Origin of the sequence: Fibrobacter sp. UWH1, assembly GCF_002210365.1 — a bacterium.
GTDB lineage: Bacteria > Fibrobacterota > Fibrobacteria > Fibrobacterales > Fibrobacteraceae > Fibrobacter.
The window spans coordinates 16,179-37,555 of record NZ_MWQG01000016.1 but is presented as its reverse complement, the minus strand read 5'-3'; the positions used below and the strand labels follow the sequence as shown (position 1 = coordinate 37,555).

The following is a 21,377-nucleotide window of genomic DNA, read 5'->3' as shown; positions in this document are numbered from 1 at the left end:
AGCGGAAAGGTTAAAGAAATTTCCTTTAACCTTTAACCTTTAACCTTTAACCTTTAACCTTTAAACTATGTTATTGATCGTGAGGCCGACGAAGAAGATAATCAGGTATCCGTACCACAGGCCGGTGAGGACGTAGTTCATGCCGCGCTTGTAGGCCTTGGGTTCATTCTTATTCTTTTCCTTGATGACAATGATGTTCTTGCGGAGATAGAATGCGCAGGCTGCCAGGCCAATCAGGGATGCGAGAATAAGGAGTACGTACGTCATAGTGGCCCTAAAATAGCTTTTTTTACTGGATCATTCACAATTAGCGGTGTTTTACCCGCTTTTTTTATCTTGGGTGGTTGAAACACCTCTTTAAAATTTCTCTATTTGTGCTGGTTTTAGACTATCCGTGGAAAACGCCTCGCCTCGAACTGAGTTTCTGTGCAAGGAGTCTTCCGTAAGCGGATGGCAATTTTTATATAAGAGGTCTATTTGGCAGCCCCGAACTTAAAGTTGGATGCACTGATCGCCGAAGCTTGCGCTGCAGCTGGCGTTACATTGGTGGAACAGGATTTGTTCCGCGCCGGAAAGAGAAAGACTCTCCGCCTTTACATTGACAAGCCCGAAGGCGTATCTATCGATGACTGCACTGCTGTCAGCCACCACCTCTCTGACGCTTTTGACTTGGATCCCGAGATTATTGAAGGTGCTTTCACCCTGGAAGTGTCTTCTCCCGGGTTGGACCGCCCCCTGAAGTCGGTCGCCGATTTTACCCGCAACAAGGGTCGCAATATCCGCGTAACACGCAGCACAGGTAAGCCTGTCGTTGGCACTCTGGTTGATGCGGATGAAGAAAATTTGACGCTAACCGTAAAAGGCAATCCCGAGAATGTGGTCATTCCTCGGTCCGAAGTGCTGGTAGCGAAAGTAGATGTACAAATATAATAGGAAGGTCATGTTATGAAGAACGAACCGAAAGTTAATTTGCTCGAAGTGCTGAAGGGCGTTGTCGAAGCCAAGGATATGGAAGATTCCGTTGTCCTGAATGCTCTCAAGGAAGCCCTGGTCACTGCAGCTCGCAAGTACCTGCATATCGAGAAGAAAATCGATGTGGACTTCGATATGGAAACCAACGAAGTTCATGTGTTCCTTCGCGTGGCCGTTGTTGACGACTATCCGGATTACGATCCTGAAATGACCGCTGACGAAGTGGAAGAACTGGACAAGGGTTACATGCTGGTTGAAGAAGCTCGTGAATTCAACGAAGACGCTCAGCCCGGTGACTCCCTGGAAATGGAAATTCCTATTTCCACCTTCGGCCGTCAGGCTATCCAGACTGCTAAGCAGCTCCTGAACCAGCAGATCCGCGACGTCGAACGTCAGAAGATTATGGACACCTATCGTAGCCGTATCGGCTCCATGGTCAGCGGCGAAGTTCTCCGTCTCGAACAGAGCAACATCATCGTCAAGCTGGGCAAGCAGACCGAAGCTATGATCCCGTTCCGCGAACAGATCAAGCGTGAACGCTGGACCCAGGGCGCTTCCATCAAGGCTGTTATCGCTCGCGTCGAAGAATCCTCCAAGACTGGCGCACAGGTGATCCTGTCCCGCGCTAACGGTGACTTCCTCAAGGAACTGTTCCGTCAGGAAGTTCCCGAAATTTACGAAGGCACTGTCGAAATGAAGGGTGTCGCCCGCGAACCGGGTTTCCGTGCTAAGATTGCCGTTTACTCCCGCGACGAAAAGATCGACCCCGTTGGCGCTTGCGTCGGCATGAAGGGTGCTCGCGTTCAGACTATCGTCCGCGAACTGGGCAACGAACGTATCGACATCGTTCAGTGGAATCCGGATCTGGATGTGTTCATCCAGCGCGCTCTCGCTCCGGCAAACGTCATTAAGTTGATTCACGTTCCTGAAACTCGTCGCACTGTCGTTATCATCAGCGACGAAAACCTGGCTCTGGCAATCGGTAAGAACGGCCAGAACGTCAAGCTGGCTGCAGAACTCGTTCAGCGTAACCTGGATGTGTTTGGCGAAAAGGAATGGTCCGAAAAGGACGATGAGACCAAGGCTAAGATCACTTCTCCCTCTGTGGCCGATATGCACCAGGCTGCAGGCCGTAAGGGTCGCTAATCGAAGTTAGCGTAGATCGCTGAAGGTCAAAGGGGCCTGCACAAGGGGTGTAGGCTTGAAAGAATTGAAAAAAGGAATATGGAAAGCTAATTCATGGCAATTGAAGATCAAATTAAACCTACAGATTGGGCTGAATCCCACGGCGTCAAGGTTGACGTTGTTATGAAACTGCTTCGCGACGCGGGCGTAACTGTCCGTACTCACATGTCCAAGGTTGCCGCCGCAGACTATGAGAAGATCGAAGCCGCTGCCGAAGCTGAAAAGCAGAAGGCCGAAGCTCGTAACAAGAATTTGAAGAAGAATACGGCTGACCATGCTCCTAGCGCAAGCGCTGCCAAGAAGCCCGCTGCCCCCGCCGCTGGTGGTCGTACTCTGAAGGCAACTCTCATTAAGGGTGCCAAGGTCACCATCAAGAAGGGCGCTGCTACTCCTGCCGCTGCGGTTTCTAAGCCCGCTGCTGCCCCTGTTGCCGAAGCTCCCAAGGCTGAGGTTAAACCTGTGGCTCCTGCCGCACCTGCTGCAGTTAAGCCTGCTGCCCCTGCCGCTCCCGCAGCTCCCAAGGTCGAAGCCAAGCTGGTCGAAGCTCCCAAGGCCGAAGTTAAGCCTGCTGCTCCTGCCGCTTCCGCTGCTCCTAAGGTTGAAGCCAAGCCGGTCGAAGCTCCCAAGGCTGAAGTTAAGCCTGTGGCTCCTGCCGCTGTTAAGCCTGCTGCACCGGCTGCCGCTCCCAAGGCTGAGGCTCCCGCTGCCAAGCCGGCTCCTGTCGCTCCCGCAGCTGCCAAGCCTGCTGCAGAAGCTCCCGCCATGGTTACTCCGGGTATGGAACTGAAGCAGCCTCCTATGAAGGCTCAGGTCTTTAAACCCGATGCAGCAATTCTTGCTCGTATCGAAAAGTCTCGCCAGATGGCTCAGCAGAACCGCGGCGGACATCGTGGCCCCGGCGGTCCCCGTGGAAACGGCAATGCCCAGGGTTACACTGGAACTTTTGGCCGCCTGAACAACAATGGCGGTCAGGACAACCGCAATGGCGGTAACCGTCGTCCGGGCCAGGGTGGCCCCGGTGGTGATCGCAATAACAACAATGGCGGTCGTTCCTTTACTGGCCGCACCAGCGGCTTTACCGGCTCCTCTATGCAGGATGCCTTCAATGCAAGCAACAACCAGGCCTTTGGTGGCCAGGGTGGCTTTGGCGGTCAGAACCAGAATGGCAAGGGTGGAAAGCCCGGTCAGCAGAATGGTCGCCATGGTCAGAACGACAAGAACCGTCGTGGAAACAACGGTAAGGATCGCGACCAGCAGAAGGAACAGCAGCAGGAAGCCGTACGTCAGAACGTTTCTCGCGTGATGGCTGACCTTTCCAAGAAGCCTGTCAAGAAGGTTTACCGTAAGGAAAAGGCCGAAGGCGAAGTTTCTGAAGAAAAGAAGATTCTTAAGACTTCTGACTTCATCACTGTTGGCGAACTTGCCGGCCTGATGGAACAGATGCCTGCTCGCGTTATCGCAAAGTGCATGGAAATGGGCATGATGGTGACCATCAACGCTCGCCTTGACTTTGAAACCATCCAGCTCCTGGCCGACGAATTCGGTTTCGAAGCCCAGCTGATGGAAGAATACGAAGAAGAAGCACTGGGTGTTGAAGAAGAATCCACCGAAAATCTGCAGCCCCGCCATCCGGTGGTGACTGTGATGGGTCACGTTGACCACGGTAAGACTTCTCTCCTCGACTGGATCCGTAAGACTCACGTGGTCTCCGGCGAATCCGGCGGCATTACCCAGCATATCGGTGCTTACGAAGTTACCACCAGCCAGGGCAAGGTTACCTTCCTTGATACCCCGGGTCACGAAGCCTTCAGTGCTATGCGTGCTCGCGGTTCTCAGGTGACCGACGTTATCGTGCTGGTTGTGGCTGCTGACTCTATGGTCATGCCCCAGACTGTTGAATCTATCGAACTTGCAAAGCGCGAAAAGGTTCCCATGGTCGTGGCCATTACCAAGATCGACCTTCCCACTGCTAACCCCGACAAGATTCGTGCCCAGCTGGCCGAACGCGGCGTAGAAGTGGAACAGTGGGGTGGTACTACTAGCTGTATCGAAGTCTCTGCCCGTACCGGTCAGGGTATGGATCAGCTCCTCGAAACTCTGGCTCTTGAAGCCGAAGTTCTTGAACTTAAGGCTAACCCGGATGCTCACGCTCGCGGTGCTGTGGTTGAATCCAAGCTTGACGTGGGTAAGGGTTCCATGGCTACGATCCTCGTGCAGAACGGTACTCTCCATGTGGGTGACCCGTTTGTCTGCGGTATCTACGCTGGTCGTGTCCGTGCTATGTTCAACGAACGTGGCGAACAGCTCAAGGAAGTTCCGCCTTCTGCACCTTGCCAGGTGCTTGGCTTTGACGGTACCCCTCAGGCTGGTGATGACCTTATCGTTGTGGAAGACGAAAAGGCCGCACGAGAAATTGCTTCCAAGCGTCGTATGGCCGCCCGTGAACGCGACCTCCGCGCCCGTAAGACTGTTTCTCTTGAAAATACGTTTAACGAAAAGAAGGATGGTAAGCTCTCTGAACTCAACCTCATCGTCAAGGCTGACGTGGGTGGTTCTGCCGAAGCTCTTGCCGCATCCCTCGAAAAGCTTACCAATAAGGAAGTCCGCGTGAACATCATCCGTAAGGGTGTTGGTACTATCACGGAATCCGATATCTTGCTTGCTACTACCGCTCAGGCTATCATCGTTTCCTTCCACTTGATGCCGTCTCTCGCTGTCCGCGAAATGGCCCAGAAGGAAGGCATCGAAATCCGCAACTACCGCGTGATTTACGACTGTATCGAAGATATTACCAACGCTGTGGAAGGCTTGCTTAAGCCCACCATGCGCGAAGAACTCAGCGGCGAAGCCGAAATTCGCCAGGTCTTCAAGGTTCCCAAGGTCGGTCTCATCGCCGGCTGTATGGTTACCGATGGTTCCGTGGACCGCGAAAGCCATGTCCGCGTATACCGCAATGGTGTAGAACTGGGTACTACCGTGGTTCAGTCCCTCAAGCGTCTTAAGGACGATGTCAAGTCCGTTGCTCGTGGCTTCGAATGCGGTATCGGTCTTAAGGGTTACGACGATATTCGTGAAGGCGATAGCTTGATCTTCTTCAAGGAAGTCTCCGTTGCACGTACCTTGAAGGATGTGGCCCGCGAAGAAGCCGAAGAAAAAGCCAAGAAGCAGGCTGAATCTTCCGAAGCGTAAGCGATTACCATAAGGAATATAAATGAGTCGTAGAACCGACAGATTAGGCGAACAGTTCCGTGAGGAAATCTCCAAGCTCTTGCAGAAGGGCTTGAAGGATCCTCGCGTCAGTACGCTTTCTAGCATTACCCGTGTAACGATCACCGATGACCTGAGCTATGCAAAGATCATGGTATCTGTCATGGGTTCCGATAAGGAAAAGCGCGATTCCTTGATCGGCCTCAACAATTCCGCTGGCTTTATCCGCGGCGTTTTGGGCAAGGCCCTCAAGATTCGCAAGATTCCCGAATTGAACTTTGTGCTAGACGAGAACCTGGAACACGCCATGCATATCGAAAGCATTCTTGCCGACTTGAAGCAGAAAGGGGAACTCTAATTGTCCAATTCTGGCTTCGTCTTATTAGACAAGATTGCTGGTGAAACTTCTTTTAAGGCCCTTTTCCCTCTGAAAAGGGTCTTTTCTACGAAGCGTGTTGGTCATGCCGGTACGTTAGACCTACGTGCCTCCGGCCTGATTATTGCCGCTACGGGTCGCGTCACCCGTCTGCTGCCTTTTGTAGAGGCCAAGGACAAGTGTTACAGCTTTAGACTCCATCTGGGCTACCAGACCGATACCCTGGAATGGGACGGCGAAGTGGTTATGAGCGATGAGTGCCGAGCCGTGAGTAGTGAGTCAAATGCGGAAAGTTTAAAGGTTAAAGAGATTTCCGTTGCGGATCTTGAGGCGGTATTGCCCCGGTTTACCGGCGATATCGAACAGATTCCGCCTAAGTATTGTGCGGTAAAAATTAACGGTGTCCGCGCCAGCGACCTGATGGAACGTGGCCGAGATATCGAACTGAAGCCCCGCAAGATTAACATCAGCTCCCTGAAGGTGCTGGGTGCTGTTGCCAACGATGCCACTGAAGGATGCTCTGGCAAGGCTTTTGCCACTTTCGACTTGATTTGTGAATGCTCCAAGGGTACTTATATCCGTGCCCTGGGCCGTGATATTGCCCGTGCCCTTGGAACTTTTGGCTGCGTTTCCCATATCCGACGTCATCGTATTGGCGAGGTTACCTTGGATAAGGCTGTCCGTGGCGATGATCTGACCCGCGAACACTTGCTGCCTGTGGACCAGGTGCTTGATTTCCCCGTGGTCCGTCTTGACGACGCGCAGCTGGCGGTCATCCGTCAGGGAAATTATCTGCCCTGGAAAACTCCCATTGAAGGTGTGGATGCCGAAGGCAACGTCTTTGTAGCCAACATGCAAGGCGAAGTCCTCAGTTTCTGTCACTATGAACCTGGCCGCATCAGGCCCAAGATCTACCTAGCCGAAGATGAATAAGAAACGTGCTGTTACCATGGGGAATTTTGATGGTTGCCATCTTGGCCACCAGGCTTTGTTCCGTTCCCTTAAGGCTGTGGCTGAAGCTAACGGTTTACTTCCTACGGTTATCAGTTTTGAACCTCATTCCAACTACGTACTTCGCGGCCCGGGAAATCCGCTCCTGCTGACTACGACTGCTGAAAAACGTGATTTTATCAAGAGCCTGGGATTGGATTTTGTGGTGATCCCTTTTACCCGCGACCTGATGCACTTGCCCTTTGATGAGTTTATTCGTACAGAGCTGATTGAAAAACTGGACGTGTGCTCCATGTTCTTCGGTCATGACCACTGCTTTGGCGCTGGTGGCAAGGGCAATTACGAATCCATTACGGCCGCCTTCCCGGAACTTTCTACCCAGATGCTTTCCATCGTGCTCCACAAGGGGGAACGCGTCAGTTCTTCTGCCGTGCGAACCGCTCTGGAAATGGGGGATGTTGATCGTGCCCAGACCTACCTGGGACGTCCCTATCGACTTTCCGGTCATATTGTTAGCGGTAAACGCCTGGGACATACCATTGGGTTCCCTACGGCAAACCTGCAGGTGGAACAGTACAAGTTCCTGCCTAAGCGCGGGGTCTATGTGGCGACGGCCCGACTTCCTGAAGAGGACGGCTCTGAACGTGTTTTCCGTGCTGTGGTGAATATTGGTATTCAGCCTTCTACGGGGAATCAGCCTCTGGCCATCGAGGCCTATTTATTGGATTTCAGCGAAGATATTTACGGCAAACCCATGTATCTGGATCTGATGGGCTATCTTCGTCCTGAGCAGAAATTTGCCAGTTTAGACGATCTTGTACGTCAAATTGGTATGGATGCCGATACGGCCCGCAATTACAACGGCAACCACTGGGCTGAATAGTCTCTCGTTGTAATGTTATCGTAAGATTTAAGTATGTTTCAAAGCCATTATAAAACAACTTTTTTGTGCTTAGTCACATTGTGTTTATAGGTGGTTGATAAAAGTTGCTAAACGCAGAAATATAACGTATCTTTGTTAAAGAGGTGTGTGAAGATGCGTAAATTAAACTTTACTTGGATTGCCGTTCTGGTGGCTACCGTCATGGCAGCTGCACAGGATGCCGGTCTTTATTTGAATTTCTCAGACGATGGCGCTGGAAATGGCGTCGTTTCTCAGTCTGTAGAGATGTGCGATCTCTGTACGACCTCTCGTCAGATTACCAATGGTAGTGTTTCCCATGAATTGAATGATATTCTTTCCACTCTGTGGAGTGGTAAGACCGCAGGAAGTGGTACGCTGACCTTCAAGTCCGATATCGATTTCCAGGAAATTGGCGAAAACGGTGAATGTGTTACTCAGCATGAACCCATCAAGATTCGCAATAAGGTCTCGATTGAGGGCAACGGCTACACCTTCAAGAATGTTTGCTACAAGAAGACCATAGACTATACCGATAGGACTACTCTTATGAGTGGCCACGTTGGTGTTTTTGATACCCTTTTCAATGCTACTGTTTCTAATATCAGGATCGAAAACGTCGATATTGAAATCAGCGCAAATGATACTGACAACATTCCTAGCGACGCCTTGAAATATTACTATGGCGTTGGAGCCTTGGTTGGTCATGTTGATAGCTCCGATATTTCTGGCATCACTCTGAAGAACGTCCGCGTTTCTAGCCTTGTTGTTGGTGGTGTTGCGGGTATTGCCCAGAGGGTAAACTTTGATGGCATTACAAGCGAAGATATGCTGGACATTTCCAACACCATCCTGATGGAAAGGAACACTGGTGCCGTCAAGGGTACGAATAGGTCAGGTCGTTATTATGCCTGTGTTGGCGGTCTTGTGGGTTATGGTCTGAACCTGTCTGCCAAGGATGTGGATATCTCTGCAGAACTGAATAGTTCCAAGGGGGCTTTTGTTGCCATGGGCGGCCTTGTGGGCCAGATGTTCATGGACAGCCGGAGGAGCAGCAAGGTTCTAAATTTCCATAATGTGAATGTCGGGGCCGGATCTTCTATTAAGGGCGGCGCTGCCATGGGTGGCCTCTTTGGTGGTTTCTTCCCCAGTGAAACTAGTTATGGCCTGGAATCCTCTTTTGATAAGGTTTCCTTTGACGGTTCAATTTCGAACTCTAGCGCTATTTCTGACTCTGTATATATTGGCGGTCTGATTGCCCGCTCCTATCAGATTATTCGCCCCCTGAAGATTTCTGAAAGTTTCGTAAAACTTTCTGTTGATGATACCCGTTCCTCTAAGGCTATCTACTATAACGCTGGTGGTCTTGTTGGTGGTATGGGTGGTAATGAAAAGGCTGTTGATACTACCGGCTATCTGTCTATCTATAATACCAAGGTCGATGGAAAAATCAAAGTTGTAGACAAGAACGCAAATAGCAGTTCTAATAAGGGCTATGTGGCTATGGGTGGCGTGGCTGGTGTGGGTTACCTTGCAGCAACAGAAAAAGCTTTTGCGAATAACACCGTCAGAGTTTCTATGGATGCAGCCCTGAATCTTTCTGAAGCAGATTCCCTGGATATGGGGGGCTTCTTTGGGTATGTGGGCATGCGTGATGAATCTAATGCGGGACTGCGGTTAAAGTCTTCTGCTTATTATGGTTTTATCAAGGTTACCGGTGTAAATAACGGAAATTATGTTGGTGGAGCCGTAGGTGAGTTCCGTAAGGGTGAAAGTGGTAATCATATTGTTTTTGATCGTATAAAGCTTTCTGCAGAAAACGCAACGTCTCTGATTTCTATTAATGCGGATGATGATGCCTCTATGAAGCGCACTGGTTATGTGGGGGGCGTTTGCGGCTACTGCAGAAGTCCGTCTATGGATAGGGTTGCCGTTCATGGCGATATTGATGTACTTGGAAACGTTGATAATGTGGATGCCCTTTATGTGGGTGGTTTTTTGGCTTACATTTCTACTGGTGCTCCTGACCGTGATTTTTACATTACGAATTCCTATCTCAAGGGAACAATCCATGTGTCGACGCCTGCTACCACAGATCATCCGTTCTATGTTGGCTATATGGGCGGCATGCTGTCCTTGAATAATTCTACTGCAGCACATACTATCATGTCTAACTATCATTTGGGTAGTGATGCTTACGATGCCTTTGGATCTTTCGTTAGCGTCACTATGAAAAGTTGGCTCGCCTCTGTTAAGTCCTGCTCTGGTGTAGAAAAAGATTTTTGCTGGGATATTCAGTATAACGTTCGCAATGGTTCTAACAACCTGGACGAAAACGAAAACGGAACTCTTGCCGCTAGTGACATGAAGTCTTCCTTGCTCACCACATTGAATATGCCTTACCGTTTAGGTAAAGTGGATGAAAAGATCTGGACTATTGATGAAACCGGTGTAACCAACGAAGGTTATCCCTATTGGATTGGTGAACCCGAAGGTGACGTTCCCGTTGTACTTGAACCGGGAAGTTCCAGTTCTAAGGATCTTGAAAGCTCCAGCTCCGAAGAAGTTGTTGAATCTTCCAGCAGCGCTGAACCTGAGTCTTCCAGCGAAGCCGAACCAGAATCTTCTAGCGAAGTTGAACAGTCTTCCTCTTCCGAAGAACCTGAATCTTCTAGTTCCAAGGAACCGGAAAGTTCCAGCTCTGTAGAAATCGTTGAATCTTCTAGCAGTGTGGCCGAACCTGAGTCCTCTAGTGCAGTAGAACCCGAGTCTTCTAGTAGTGAAGTGGAAGAATCTTCTTCTTCTGTTATCGAGGTGGTTGAAGTGTCTTCTTCTAGCGAACCGCTGGTTTGGCGTGCTGGTGCCTGGAACATGGTTTCTCTGAAGGCTCTGAAGAAACATCAGATTATCCCCACGAAGGGCGATTACCTGTACTGGTGGGATGAAAGCGCTACCATTGGCGACTTCTGGCAATATCAGGCCTACGGATTCAAGGGTGATGAAAATGATGTTACTGGCTATTGGTATCAGAGCACCAAGGATATCGTAATCAATGGCAATGACCCGATTCCTGAAGGTGCAGAAATTGTTTGGGAAGTGGATAGCATCAATAGCGGTTGGAACATGGTTGCTAATCCCTATGGTCAGGCAATCGATCTTTCTTGCGATGAATTGAAGGATGTTGCTATCTGGCGTAGAAATGCTGAAGGCACAGACTATGATCCCGAGGTTAAGGTACTTGGCCCCTATGAAGGAGCTTGGATTAAGGTAAATTCTCCGAGAACGATTCGCTTTAGTGCAAAGCCGGTCGCTGCTAAAAAAGCACTGCAGAAGGCAAACTTTGCTGAAGCAGAAGGTTGGAGTCTGAAGGCAGTCCTGTCTGACGATTATGGTAGAGTTGATTCCTGGAATGTTATGGGTGTTGCCTCTCGTGAACAGAAGATGGAAGAACCTCCTGCCGGTATGGGTGGCTATGTTCGCCTGTCTATCGTTGAGGATAATGTCTTGCTGGCAAAGAGCCTCAAGTCTGAATCCGATGAAATGAGCTGGACTGTTCGACTGAGTGCATCCAATAACCATGAAGGAACTCTTCAGCTTGAAGGTGTCGAAAAGGTAAGAGCGCTGGGCAAGAAGGTCTTTGTATCTGTAGATGGTCGCACTACCGAAATGACGGAAGGTAAATCTATCAAGGTGGCTCTCAAGACCAGCTCCAAGACGGCTACGGTAACCGTAACTTCTGGCAATAAGCCTGTGGTTGCATCCAATGCCATTCGCAATATCCGCGGAATCCGTTCTGCTGAGGGTCTGAATGTGAACTTTGATGTGAACTCTGATCTGATGGGTCAGACGGCTCGAGTAGATGTGGTTAGCGTTTCTGGTAAGGTTGTGGCTACGGCTAAGTTTAACGCAAATGCCGGTGCCAACAGCGTAAACCTGAATGTCAAGGACCGTGGACTTTACATCGTCAGCGTCCGCGTGGGCAGCCAGAGTTCTGTGAAGAACATTGCCGTTAGGTAATTCAGTTTAATTAAAAATTAGACGTTATAAATCAGCGATTATACATCACTAGAATCGTCGGCGAACTTAGCAATTTGTTCGCCGATTTCGTCTGCAAGTCGGGGGTCTTCGTTATAGACCGCCACGATTTTTTTGCAACCCAATTCCAACAGTTTGCGGACCATGGCGTTGTCGCGCCTGGCTCGTAAATCGCGGATGGCCAGGTCTATCAGCTTGACGTCGGCCTGTACCGGGTAGCCCTTCATGAACTGGTAGAACTGCTTGATTTGCACTTCGTATTGTTCATCGGATTCCAGGGCTAGAAGGAACGGAATCACTCGGGTGTTTAGAAGTTTGCCCATGTCACCGACGAAGGTATTCAGGGTAACGCCCCTAGGGAACAGTTCCTCGGTGTCTTTCTGCAAATCGTCGGTATCCACAAATTCGCCAGTCTCGATCTGGGCCAGAGCTTCGTTCAGGAAATCCATTTCCTTGCGGCGGGCCTGTTCGCGGTAGACTGCCTGGTAATAGATGGGCAATGTGGTAAGGCAGTAATGAGCCTGACCTACTCCCATGAATTCGCCGATGTAGTAAATGTCGGCGTCCTCTTCCAGAATTTCGGATTCGCTAGTGAAATTTCCAATCCTTGCGGGAATGGGAATGACTTCCATGTTGGAAAGTTCGTGAAGGCGTTCGCGCATCTTATCTACGTCAACGTTTTCGGGAATCTCGATTCCTTCGGATTCCATACGTTCCAACATATTGTCAAACTTTTCGTCCATGGCGTCGGACAGGGCGCGGCGCTGGCTCTTGGTGGGCAGAGACTGTCTAAAGTCTCCTTCCAGAGTCAGGATGCCGTTCTTGATCATGTCATCAAAAGGCGAACCGCTAGTCTCGTTGTCGGGATTGGGTAAAATGCGGGCGTATGCGATCATGCGACCGCACAAGTTCTCATCATTGCCTTTTTTCTGTTCGATACCTAACATACAAGGCAAATATACAAAATGTCTTGTCTTGTAATGTCTAGGATGCATTTTGTCGCGTCATTCATAACTTGTTTTTCCAAGTCTTCCTGAACGTGTTCGCCATATCATCTTGAACGTACCCAACGTCATCCTGAACTTGTTTCAGGATCTCACTGCACACGGATAACTTGCAGTTTCTTATAACCGGGCGCTACAATGCGTACCAGATAATTGCCAGCCGGCATACCAGACACGAATTTAGAAAGTTCATGAATGTCGGAAACGTTCATATTGCGAATAAACTTTCCTTGAATGTTGTACAGCTGGACGTTAAACGTTCCGTTAACCAGATTCATCTGGTGGTTTGCTATGCCGAGGGTTGTATCCGCAGGTGTTTCGCCTCCGTTAGGATCCTCTGGATCTTCTTCCGTGATGGTTTCTACCTTCAGAGGCGTCAGCACAATCTGATCCAGGTTCGGGCCGTCATTGTTTCCTACTACAGCAAACTGGATGTAGCTTGCTCCGCGGGACAGTTCAATTTCGATTTCCTTGGATGGGTAGGTTTTCCAGTCTGCGGTCTTTTCGAAAGTGACCTGCTGGGCCTCGGCAGGATCTGCTGCCTTGATAATTAAATCACGGTCTGCGGAACTTCCGTTGGCGTAATACATCTCCATCTTGTAGGTTCCGGCAGCTTCCACATAAACAGGAACGTTCACGTAGGAATTGCCTGCGCCGAAGTTGACATAGCCTGTACCAGCAAAGCCTGCATTGGTGCTTTCGTTGACGCCATTTTCGATAACGCCACTTTCGGCCTGGAATGTGTCTACGCCCTTTGCTGCAAAAGTGGCGCCGAGTTCAATATCGCCGGTGGCGGTAATCTCGAGGGGGTTGCTGGCAGAAGTGGCGGAAGCTCCGGTCCAGCCTTCAAAAGTCCAACCTTCGATGGGCTTGGCGGTGAATGTTGCCTTTTTGCCTTCTGCAACCTTGTTACCGCTGAGGGAACTTTCGATGGTTCCACCGATGCTGTTATTCAGGGAGACCTTGTAGTAAGTGGCATTGCTTTCTACAACGGAAACTTCGTTGGAGGTGGCGCCGAGACCGCCCATGGAGTTGGCTGCACGAACGGTAACTTTTGATCCTACAGAAACTCCCTCAAGATCAAAACTGTTGGAGGCGACGCTAGTCTTGAATTGTCCGTTTACGAATATGGCCCAGCAGCGAGCGTTTTCGTTGTCGTCCCAGACAATTTCATTTCCTTCCTGGGAAATTTTTGGGGCAGCCATTTGAACGGTCAACTTGTTGGGTTCCCAATTATCGGAACCGCCCATGACGTTTTTCAAGCTGTAATTTGCGGCATCACTGGCAGACCAAACTGTTTTCAGGGACTTGGCAGAGGAGGCATCCTTGCCGCCGTTGAAGTAAGTCTTGCGGCGGCTCACGTCAATGGCTCCGCCGTTGCCGTTCTTGCTGTTGTATTCACCGAAAACGGTGGGGGCAGAATTCATGTCGGCACCCCAACCTTCTGCTGTAGGCTGGGCGTACATGGTGGTGTTCAGGAAGGCCACCTTGGCGTGGTTCCAGGAACGTCCCAGATAGAAGGTGCCGTTATAGCTGCCATTGGAAACGTTAATCTTTGCGTTGTTGAAAACGTAGCCCCATTCGGTAGAGGTCTGTGCGGCTGTAATGTACCCGCCATTGCGAGTCATTACAAGATTCGTTCCTTCGAAAAAGACGTCTCCATTACCGCAAATGAAGTCTACGGTACCCTGGATTTCACCATCTTCCCAGTAGGTTCGGCCCTTGTTGGTATAATAGGTGTCCTGCCCACTGACCAGCTTGACGTTCTTGAAAATATTCTTGTCGCCGGAATTCTGCTGGATAGTCACCTGGCGGCATGCAGAGGATCCGCAATAGGTGCTCTTGTTCTGGATGGTCAGATCCTGCAGGTACATGCCCTTGTTTCCGGAGAGGTACAAGGTGGCTGTGTGGCCGATGCTTTCGGTATCGGTCTTGTTGGCAATAATTGCCTTGTCGCGGGTCTGGCCAATCAGCGAAACGAATGAGGAGGAGAATGTGGTTTTTCCGTGACGGTCTGCCGTCACTTTGGTCAAGTCGTATTCACCATCAGGGAAGAATATGACAAAGCGTTTTGATTCGCTGGGGGAGGCGGCGCTGGCTGCGGCCATGGCGGCCTTGAAGTCTCCATCAACGCCCACAACGAAATCAAACTTTCTTTTTTCCACTGCCATGGCTGTAGAGGCAAGCCCCAGACACAACGGCGCGATAATAAAGGTGGAATTTCTTTTCATCTTTTATCCCTGTGTGAACTTGCAACTTTACTTGTTTACTCGTACCATGGAGTTCATCAGGACCTTTCCCTTTTGGGAAACTTTTACCAGGTAGGCTCCAGCCTTCATTCCCTGCATGTTCAGGTCGCGAGTTTCGCTAGTGTAGTTCTTGATAAGGTTGCCCTTAACATCGAGAATCTGGATGTTGTAAGAAGCAGATTTAACGTTCAGCAATAATGTGTTATTGATGGCCATTTCTTCCTCCTCATCGTTATCATCATCTTCGTCAGGTTCTTCTTCAGAAATTTGTACCATGCCGGGCTTTAGATCGTCGCTCATCCAGCCGATCACATCGATATTGGCCATGCCATCCTTGCCAAGGCTGGTGAACTTGATTTCACTGTAGCCCACGGGCAATTCCACTTCGATAGGAAAGGTCTTGTAGGTGGTCCATGCGCTGGTACTTTCCATGGATCCGCTTTCTACCAGAATATTGTCGCCGATGGAAAGTTGATAGTCTCTTGCAGCGGAGCCGCCGTTGGCGTAGCGGATGTATAGGGTGTATGTGCCTGCCTTGGTGGCGGTAACGCCGTAGGTCACGTAGCTTCCGATGGCGTTTGTAACGTTGGCGTATCCTTCTCCTACGAAACCTGCATTGGTTGTTTCCTTAACGCCATCGATGTCGATGAAGTTAACACCGTCAACAACAGTCTTGCAGGAATCGTCACCGCACATGGCTACGGGAGGGGGAGGCGGAACATAGGTGCCGTTCATCTTTTCGATGGCTTCCAGGTATGCCTTCTCGGTGCTGATTAATGCGGTGCCGTATTCGCCGGCCCATTGGTAACCCTTGCGGCGTTCTTCGCTAATTGCCATAAAGTTCTGGGTCTTGGTGCTGGCACCACCGCGGTCGCAGAAGAAGTAGTTGTCATTATTCACTTCGTAGAAACGATACCAAAGGACGTTGCCGGCTCGTTCTTCAAAAACGCCCTGCTTCTTGTTGAAGTAAAGTCCTGTGACCTTGGTTTTCTTGTACCAGTTAATGGCGCTGGTAATAGACTTCTGGATGGCTTCTGTCTGGTCGGGCCAGTTCATCAGGAACCATACAACGCCTGCAGATTCGCTGCCGGACTTGCTTTCCAGTTCGTAAGCGCGGGCGGGGCGAGGGGCGTAATTGGCGGTGTCATGCTGGGCGCACCAGACGGTGGGCGTGCCATTATTTATGATCTGGGCTTTCAGCAAGTAGTCGATGGCTTTTTCCAGAGCGCCTTGCATCTTGCTGCGGGTGGCGTCATCGATAATATCGGAATCGAAAGGAGCAACGCCGTTGGCGATGTCCATCATGGTCACCATGGCGCGAATCATGGCGTTGTCATTCAGGGTAATATGGTCGCTATAGTCGTTGCGCTTGGGCCAAACCTGAGGCAGACCACCGCTCTTGCGCTGCATAGTCAGCAGGAAGTTGACGGCTTTGTTAAAGCTGGACTTGAATGTGTTCTTGTAATTGCTGTTGGTGGTTTCCTTGTAACGTACAGCCAACAAGCGCATTTCCTGGACTGTAGCGTCGTTATCGATGGTGCCCACGTCGCCGCCGGTTGCAGAACGCCAACCGGATTTTTCACCGCCGGTGTAGGCACTCTTGTACTTGTCGGCCATAGCTTTGTAGAAACCGCCGTTGTCGATTTGCCAGGTGGTCATGTTATAGGCGTACTGGTCAATATCCATGCCCTTGGCGGCGGTGGTCAATTCAGAATAGCCACGGTAGCTATTCATCTTGCTCACGGCAGTTGACGGCGGCTCGTACGTGGCGCCAAATGCGCTGGTAACGCCTGCTGCAATGCCTGCAAATCCGATAAACTTCAAAACCCAATTCTTCATGCACACATCCTTTTTCTTTGTGGCAGCACCATCCTGCCGTCATGCTTAACCATTCCGCGTGGGCTGTATAACCCCAACCTACAATCTATACGTTTTTTGTAATGGTTAGCTTTTACACTCCGCGAAACCATTGTCTACAGACTACACTTCCACGAAAATAAAACTATACCGATTTTTCGGCTTTTTTCATTGAAAAAACAGATTTCTCTTGTCAATTTATCAATGGAACGTGCTAACTGTTTTTGGTTCATTTTTGGCATGAAATTTGCGTTATCAAATATGATTCTTCAGACTTTATAAAGAACCTTAAATTTTCTAGATTTTTCGTCGAAAAATTTAATGAGGGAAACCATGAATCCTAAGATCTATTACACCATTACCGACGAGTCTCCGTTTTTGGCAACTCAGTCCCTCCTGCCCATCGTAAGCGCTTTCGCAAAGACAGCCAATATCGATGTGGAAACCAAGAATATTTCTCTGGCTGGCCGTATTTTGGCTGCTTTCGGCAAGGTCGAAGACGACCTGGCTTTCCTGGGTAAGCTCTCCCTGGATGCAAGCGCCAATATCATCAAGCTCCCCAACATTTCCGCTTCCGTTCCTCAGTTGAAGGCCGCTATCGCCGAACTGAAGGCTAACGGCTACGACCTGCCGGATTATCCGGATGCTCCTGCTACCGAAGAAGAAAAGGAAATCCGCGCCAAGTACGACAAGGTGAAGGGCTCCGCAGTGAACCCGGTGCTCCGTCAGGGTAACTCTGACCGTCGCGCTCCCAAGGCTGTTAAGAACTACGCCAAGAAGAACCCCCACAAGATGGGTGCCTGGACTGCCGACAGCAAGACTCATGTTTCTTACATGACCGCTGACGATTTCTACGGTAACGAAAAGTCTGTCACCATCGCTGACGCCGACACCTTCAAGATTGAATTTGTGGCTGCTGATGGTTCTGTTACTGAACTCCGCGCTGCAAAGCCCACTCTGGCTGGCGAAATCCTGGATGCTACCGTGCTCCGCATGGCTGCTCTCGAAAAGTTCGTTGCCGACCAGATGGCTGATGCCAAGGCTAAGGGTGTGCTCTTTTCCGTGCATCTGAAGGCTACCATGATGAAGGTTTCCGACCCCGTCATGTTTGGCGCTTTCGTTCGCGTGTTCTTCAAGGACGTTTTCACCAAGTATGCCGACCTGTTCAAGGAACTGGGCATCGACGCCAACAACGGTCTGGGCGACCTCTACAAGCGTCTGGAAGGCAATGCCAAGGAAGCTGAAGTCAAGGCTGCAATCGATGCTGCTCTGGCCAACGGCCCGGCTCTCGCCATGGTGGATTCCGACAAGGGTATTACCAACCTCCACGTTCCCAGCGACGTGATCATCGACGCTTCTATGCCGGCCATGATCCGTAACTCCGGTATGATGTGGAACAAGGAAGGCAAGCTCCAGGAAGTGAAGGCTTGCATTCCGGACCGCTGCTATGCAGGTATCTACGAAGCTACCGTTGATTTCCACAAGAAGAACGGCGCATTCGATCCCACTACTATGGGCTCTACCTCCAACGTGGGCCTCATGGCTCAGGGTGCCGAAGAATACGGCTCTCACGATAAGACCTTCATTGCCAAGGGCAAGGGCGTTATCCGTGCTGTGAACAGCAAGGGTGAAGTTCTCCTTTCTCAGGACGTTGAAGCCGGCGACATCTTCCGTATGTGCCAGGCCAAGGACGCTCCCATCAAGGACTGGGTCAAGCTGGCTGTGAACCGCGCCCGCGTTTCCAACACTCCCGCTATTTTCTGGCTGGACCCCCAGCGTGCCCACGACCGCGAAATCCAGAAGAAGGTGGAAGTCTACCTGAAGGATTACGACCTCTCCGGTCTCGACATCAAGATTATGGACCCCAAGTCCGCAGTTACCGAATCCCTGACCCGCGCCAAGGCCGGTCTCGATACCATCAGCGTTACCGGTAACGTCATGCGAGACTACCTCACTGACCTGTTCCCGATTTTGGAACTTGGTACCTCCGCTAAGATGTACTCCATCGTGCCGCTCATGGCTGGTGGTGGCCTCTTCGAAACTGGTGCAGGTGGCTCCGCTCCTAAGCAGGTCCAGCAGTTCCTTGCTGAAAACTACCTGCGTTGGGACTCCCTGGGTGAATACTTCGCCCTGGTTCCTTCCTTCGAACAGATTGCCTCTACTACCGGCAATAAGAAGGCTAAGGTCCTGGCTGACACTCTGGATGAAGCTAACGGTCGCATTCTCGAAAACAACCGCACTCCGGCCCGTAAGCTGGGCGACCTGGATAACCGCGGTTCTCACTTCTACCTGGCTATGTACTGGGCCGAAGCCCTTGCCGCACAGACTGCCGATGCAGAACTGGCTGCAAAGTTCGCTCCCGTAGCCGCAGCCCTTACCGCTGGCGAAAAGGACATCGTTGCCGCTTACGCTGCAGAACAAGGTAAGCCCGCTGACATCGGCGGTTACTACCTGCCCAAGGCTGAACTCCTCAAGAAGTGGATGCGCCCTGTGGAACAGTTCAACAAGGTCATCGACGCTATCTAATTAGCGGACGGCGCGGCGAATCATTTCGCCGTCATCCTGAGAGGCGAAGCCGCGAAGGATCCAATGACGAAAAAAGAACCGGAATAGAATTCCGGTTCTTTTTTTACAAGGAGAGAGAGAATCTGCGTTTAAGTCCAACTTGAGCAATAGCCTTTGCCTTTCCAACTGTTATTACCGCATTCGCTGGCTCGACGCCATTGACTGCAACCGGCCTTGCCGGTGTTTTGACCGGCACAAAGGACATCCACGTATCCGAAGTATGCCTTGGCTTCTGCTTCAGAATTGGTATAGCAGATTTCCTTGGCAGCCGGTTCTTCAGAACTGTTGTAGGCCTCGGTGCTGATTTCTTCGCTGCTCTGGCTGATTACGTTTCCGTTGATGGTGACGTTCGTGCCGGACTTATTGACCTTGCAGTTGTTCTTGTTCTTGCAAGTCAGCAGTCCCTGGTCTGCGGCTTCCTGGATAAGGTCCTGTCTGGCGTTGTAGCATTCGTTCCACTTGTGGCCGGCTTTACTCCAGCCGCCATGGTTTGAACTGACGTTGCCGTTCAGCTTGCACCAGCTCGGCGGACACTTGTTTCCTCCGGTGGTATACATTACACCGCAAGAACCGTCATCTTCTTCAGTCCAGTTTTCATCGGCATCGTAGAAGGTATTGGCTGTCTGAGTGTTAGACGAACTTGACGGAGTATTCTCATTTCCGTTATTTCCACTATTGCCGTTGTTTCCGGTGTTTGTGGAGCTAGAGGAATTGCTGCCGGTATTGTTTGCCGGTGAGGACGGATTCGAGGAGGCGTCTGCTACGACCATATCGCTGGGCGGAGTGTCCATAGAAATGGTGCTCTGGAAAAAGGCCCAGTCGCCCGAAAGGGGGGGGCGCATTCGGCTGAAGTCTCCTTAGATTCGATATACGGCTTGAATTCAATTTCAGTGTCGCTGATTGCAATAGCCTTCAGTTTCCACTGGTTGCCTGCCTTGCATCCGCTCAGGCTTACAAAGTTTTCGGCCTGCCAGCTTACCTTGCCTGCACTCAGATCCTTAGAAATGTTGTCAGTTTTGATCGAGGAAATGACTTCGCCTCTGGTGTAGACGAAGGTGTCGGTCTTACCTCTTTTGCCCGGGGCTTCGTAACCGATCTTTTTCCAGGTGCCAAAGGACTTGTGTTCATACAGGTAGGCGGCCTGAAGCTTGGTGTAGGTTGCGGCGGCGGGAGTCAATTCGGTAGCCTTGGATTTGGAAATGGAGCTGGAAAGCTTAGGAACCGCCACGGCAGTAAGTAAGCCGGAGATGGAGATGGCTACCATCAATTCTGCGAGTGTGAAACCATGCTTTCTCATAAGAACCCCCAAAGCCTTATCAAAAGTCTTGTTGTAAGTTTTTTGTCATAATTCGAATGTAATATTGTATTCTTACAATTGTTCTTTTTTTTTACAATTTGACTTCCACTTTGGATTAGACTAAGTGATTATGGGCATGCCCAGTAAGAAAGTCTGATTTTAATGGGAATTTAGAGCTATATTGTAAGGTATGAACAATCCTACCGCACATAGAAATGTTTCTGGAGCCAAAGGTTTTACCCTTGTAGAAGTATTGGTGGTTGTGGCCATCATGGGCATTCTTTCTGCTATGGGTGTGGCGGGCCTTCAGGGTGCCGTAGAAAATAACCGCGTCAAGGATGCCGCTCTAAACACAGCTGCCTTCCTAGAACGTGTGGCCAGTGATGCTAACAGAAGATCCGAGACGCTGTGCCTTAAGAAATCCGGCGATCGAAGGATTGAAGTGTACATCGGTGATGATTGTTCTAAGCCTACTGGTGATCCTGTTGACCATATGGATCTGGATCCGCCTTTGACGTTTGTTACTGACAAGACCTTTGATTTTACCAACGCGTTTGAGTGTGCGAGTTGCGAAGAAAATTGGCTGGCTGGTGCTGGTGTTTTTACACCTAGGCTTGGCCTTTCTGCGGCTCCCATTGCAGGATTTGTTGCCGCTCAGTATGGATCCACTTCGCACTATGCCATTGCATTAAAGTCTCCCACAAAGAATAAGATTATGGCCATAGATGCAGATGATGATGGTGGATTTGATTATAATGAACTCTAGGGTTCAAATCTA

15 protein-coding genes are annotated in these 21,377 nt (G+C 50.4%); 9 read left to right on the top strand and 6 right to left on the bottom strand.

Annotation, left to right across the window (positions count from 1 at the left end; genetic code table 11):
• Window positions 1-60: 60 nt before the first annotated feature.
• Window positions 61-267 (bottom strand): hypothetical protein, encoded by a 207-nt coding sequence (locus B7992_RS08885; protein WP_073155785.1) that lies wholly within the window; start codon window positions 265-267, stop codon window positions 61-63.
• A 210-nt stretch (window positions 268-477) separates the two neighbouring features.
• Here B7992_RS08885 and rimP point away from each other — a divergent pair, with 210 nt between their 5' ends.
• The 7 genes from rimP to B7992_RS08850 all read left to right on the top strand — a co-directional run bounded on the left by rimP (window position 478) and on the right by B7992_RS08850 (window position 11,609).
• On the top strand, window positions 478-930 hold the full coding sequence (gene rimP, locus B7992_RS08880; protein WP_073155788.1) for a ribosome maturation factor RimP: 453 nt from the start codon (window positions 478-480) through the stop codon (window positions 928-930).
• Between the two features lie 15 nt (window positions 931-945).
• Window positions 946-2,118 carry a transcription termination factor NusA gene (nusA, locus tag B7992_RS08875; RefSeq protein ID WP_088658797.1) on the top strand — a complete coding sequence of 391 codons (1,173 nt, stop codon included), beginning with the start codon at window positions 946-948 and terminating at the stop codon, window positions 2,116-2,118.
• Window positions 2,119-2,211: 93 nt separating this feature from the next.
• Window positions 2,212-5,346 carry a translation initiation factor IF-2 gene (infB, locus tag B7992_RS08870; RefSeq protein WP_088666083.1) on the top strand — a complete coding sequence of 1,045 codons (3,135 nt, stop codon included), beginning with the start codon at window positions 2,212-2,214 and terminating at the stop codon, window positions 5,344-5,346.
• A gap of 22 nt (window positions 5,347-5,368) precedes the next feature.
• A complete protein-coding gene (gene rbfA, locus B7992_RS08865; protein ID WP_073155795.1) occupies window positions 5,369-5,722 on the top strand; it encodes a 30S ribosome-binding factor RbfA in 354 nt (117 codons plus the stop codon).
• Entirely contained in the window at window positions 5,723-6,673 is a 951-nt protein-coding gene (gene truB / locus B7992_RS08860; RefSeq protein WP_088666082.1) for a tRNA pseudouridine(55) synthase TruB, read from the top strand.
• Window positions 6,666-7,574, top strand: coding sequence for a riboflavin biosynthesis protein RibF (gene ribF / locus B7992_RS08855; protein WP_073155801.1), 909 nt, complete (start codon window positions 6,666-6,668; stop codon window positions 7,572-7,574). Before truB ends, ribF begins: the two co-directional genes overlap by 8 nt.
• A gap of 153 nt (window positions 7,575-7,727) precedes the next feature.
• Window positions 7,728-11,609 (top strand): T9SS type A sorting domain-containing protein, encoded by a 3,882-nt coding sequence (locus tag B7992_RS08850; protein WP_088666081.1) that lies wholly within the window; start codon window positions 7,728-7,730, stop codon window positions 11,607-11,609.
• A 38-nt stretch (window positions 11,610-11,647) separates the two neighbouring features.
• On the opposite strand, the gene B7992_RS08845 is transcribed toward B7992_RS08850, so the two are convergent.
• From B7992_RS08845 to pelA, 3 genes are all read right to left on the bottom strand, one after another.
• Window positions 11,648-12,574, bottom strand: coding sequence for a hypothetical protein (locus tag B7992_RS08845; protein ID WP_073233623.1), 927 nt, complete (start codon window positions 12,572-12,574; stop codon window positions 11,648-11,650).
• Window positions 12,575-12,723: 149 nt separating this feature from the next.
• Entirely contained in the window at window positions 12,724-14,862 is a 2,139-nt protein-coding gene (locus B7992_RS08840) for a pectinesterase family protein (protein ID WP_088666080.1), read from the bottom strand.
• Window positions 14,863-14,889: 27 nt separating this feature from the next.
• Window positions 14,890-16,719 (bottom strand): pectate lyase, encoded by a 1,830-nt coding sequence (gene pelA, locus B7992_RS08835; RefSeq protein WP_088666079.1) that lies wholly within the window; start codon window positions 16,717-16,719, stop codon window positions 14,890-14,892.
• 351 nt (window positions 16,720-17,070) lie between these two features.
• Here pelA and B7992_RS08830 point away from each other — a divergent pair, with 351 nt between their 5' ends.
• Window positions 17,071-19,263, top strand: coding sequence for an NADP-dependent isocitrate dehydrogenase (locus B7992_RS08830; protein WP_088666101.1), 2,193 nt, complete (start codon window positions 17,071-17,073; stop codon window positions 19,261-19,263).
• Window positions 19,264-19,391: 128 nt separating this feature from the next.
• Here the strand turns inward: B7992_RS08830 and B7992_RS08825 are convergent, their stop codons facing one another.
• Entirely contained in the window at window positions 19,392-20,093 is a 702-nt protein-coding gene (locus tag B7992_RS08825; RefSeq protein ID WP_176421896.1) for a hypothetical protein, read from the bottom strand.
• A complete protein-coding gene (locus tag B7992_RS08820; RefSeq protein WP_088666077.1) occupies window positions 20,063-20,599 on the bottom strand; it encodes a type II secretion system protein in 537 nt (178 codons plus the stop codon). Before B7992_RS08820 ends, B7992_RS08825 begins: the two co-directional genes overlap by 31 nt.
• A gap of 190 nt (window positions 20,600-20,789) precedes the next feature.
• On the opposite strand from B7992_RS08820, the gene B7992_RS08815 reads away from it, so the two are divergent.
• Window positions 20,790-21,365, top strand: coding sequence for a Tfp pilus assembly protein FimT/FimU (locus tag B7992_RS08815; RefSeq protein WP_073155818.1), 576 nt, complete (start codon window positions 20,790-20,792; stop codon window positions 21,363-21,365).
• Window positions 21,366-21,377 lie beyond the last annotated feature (12 nt).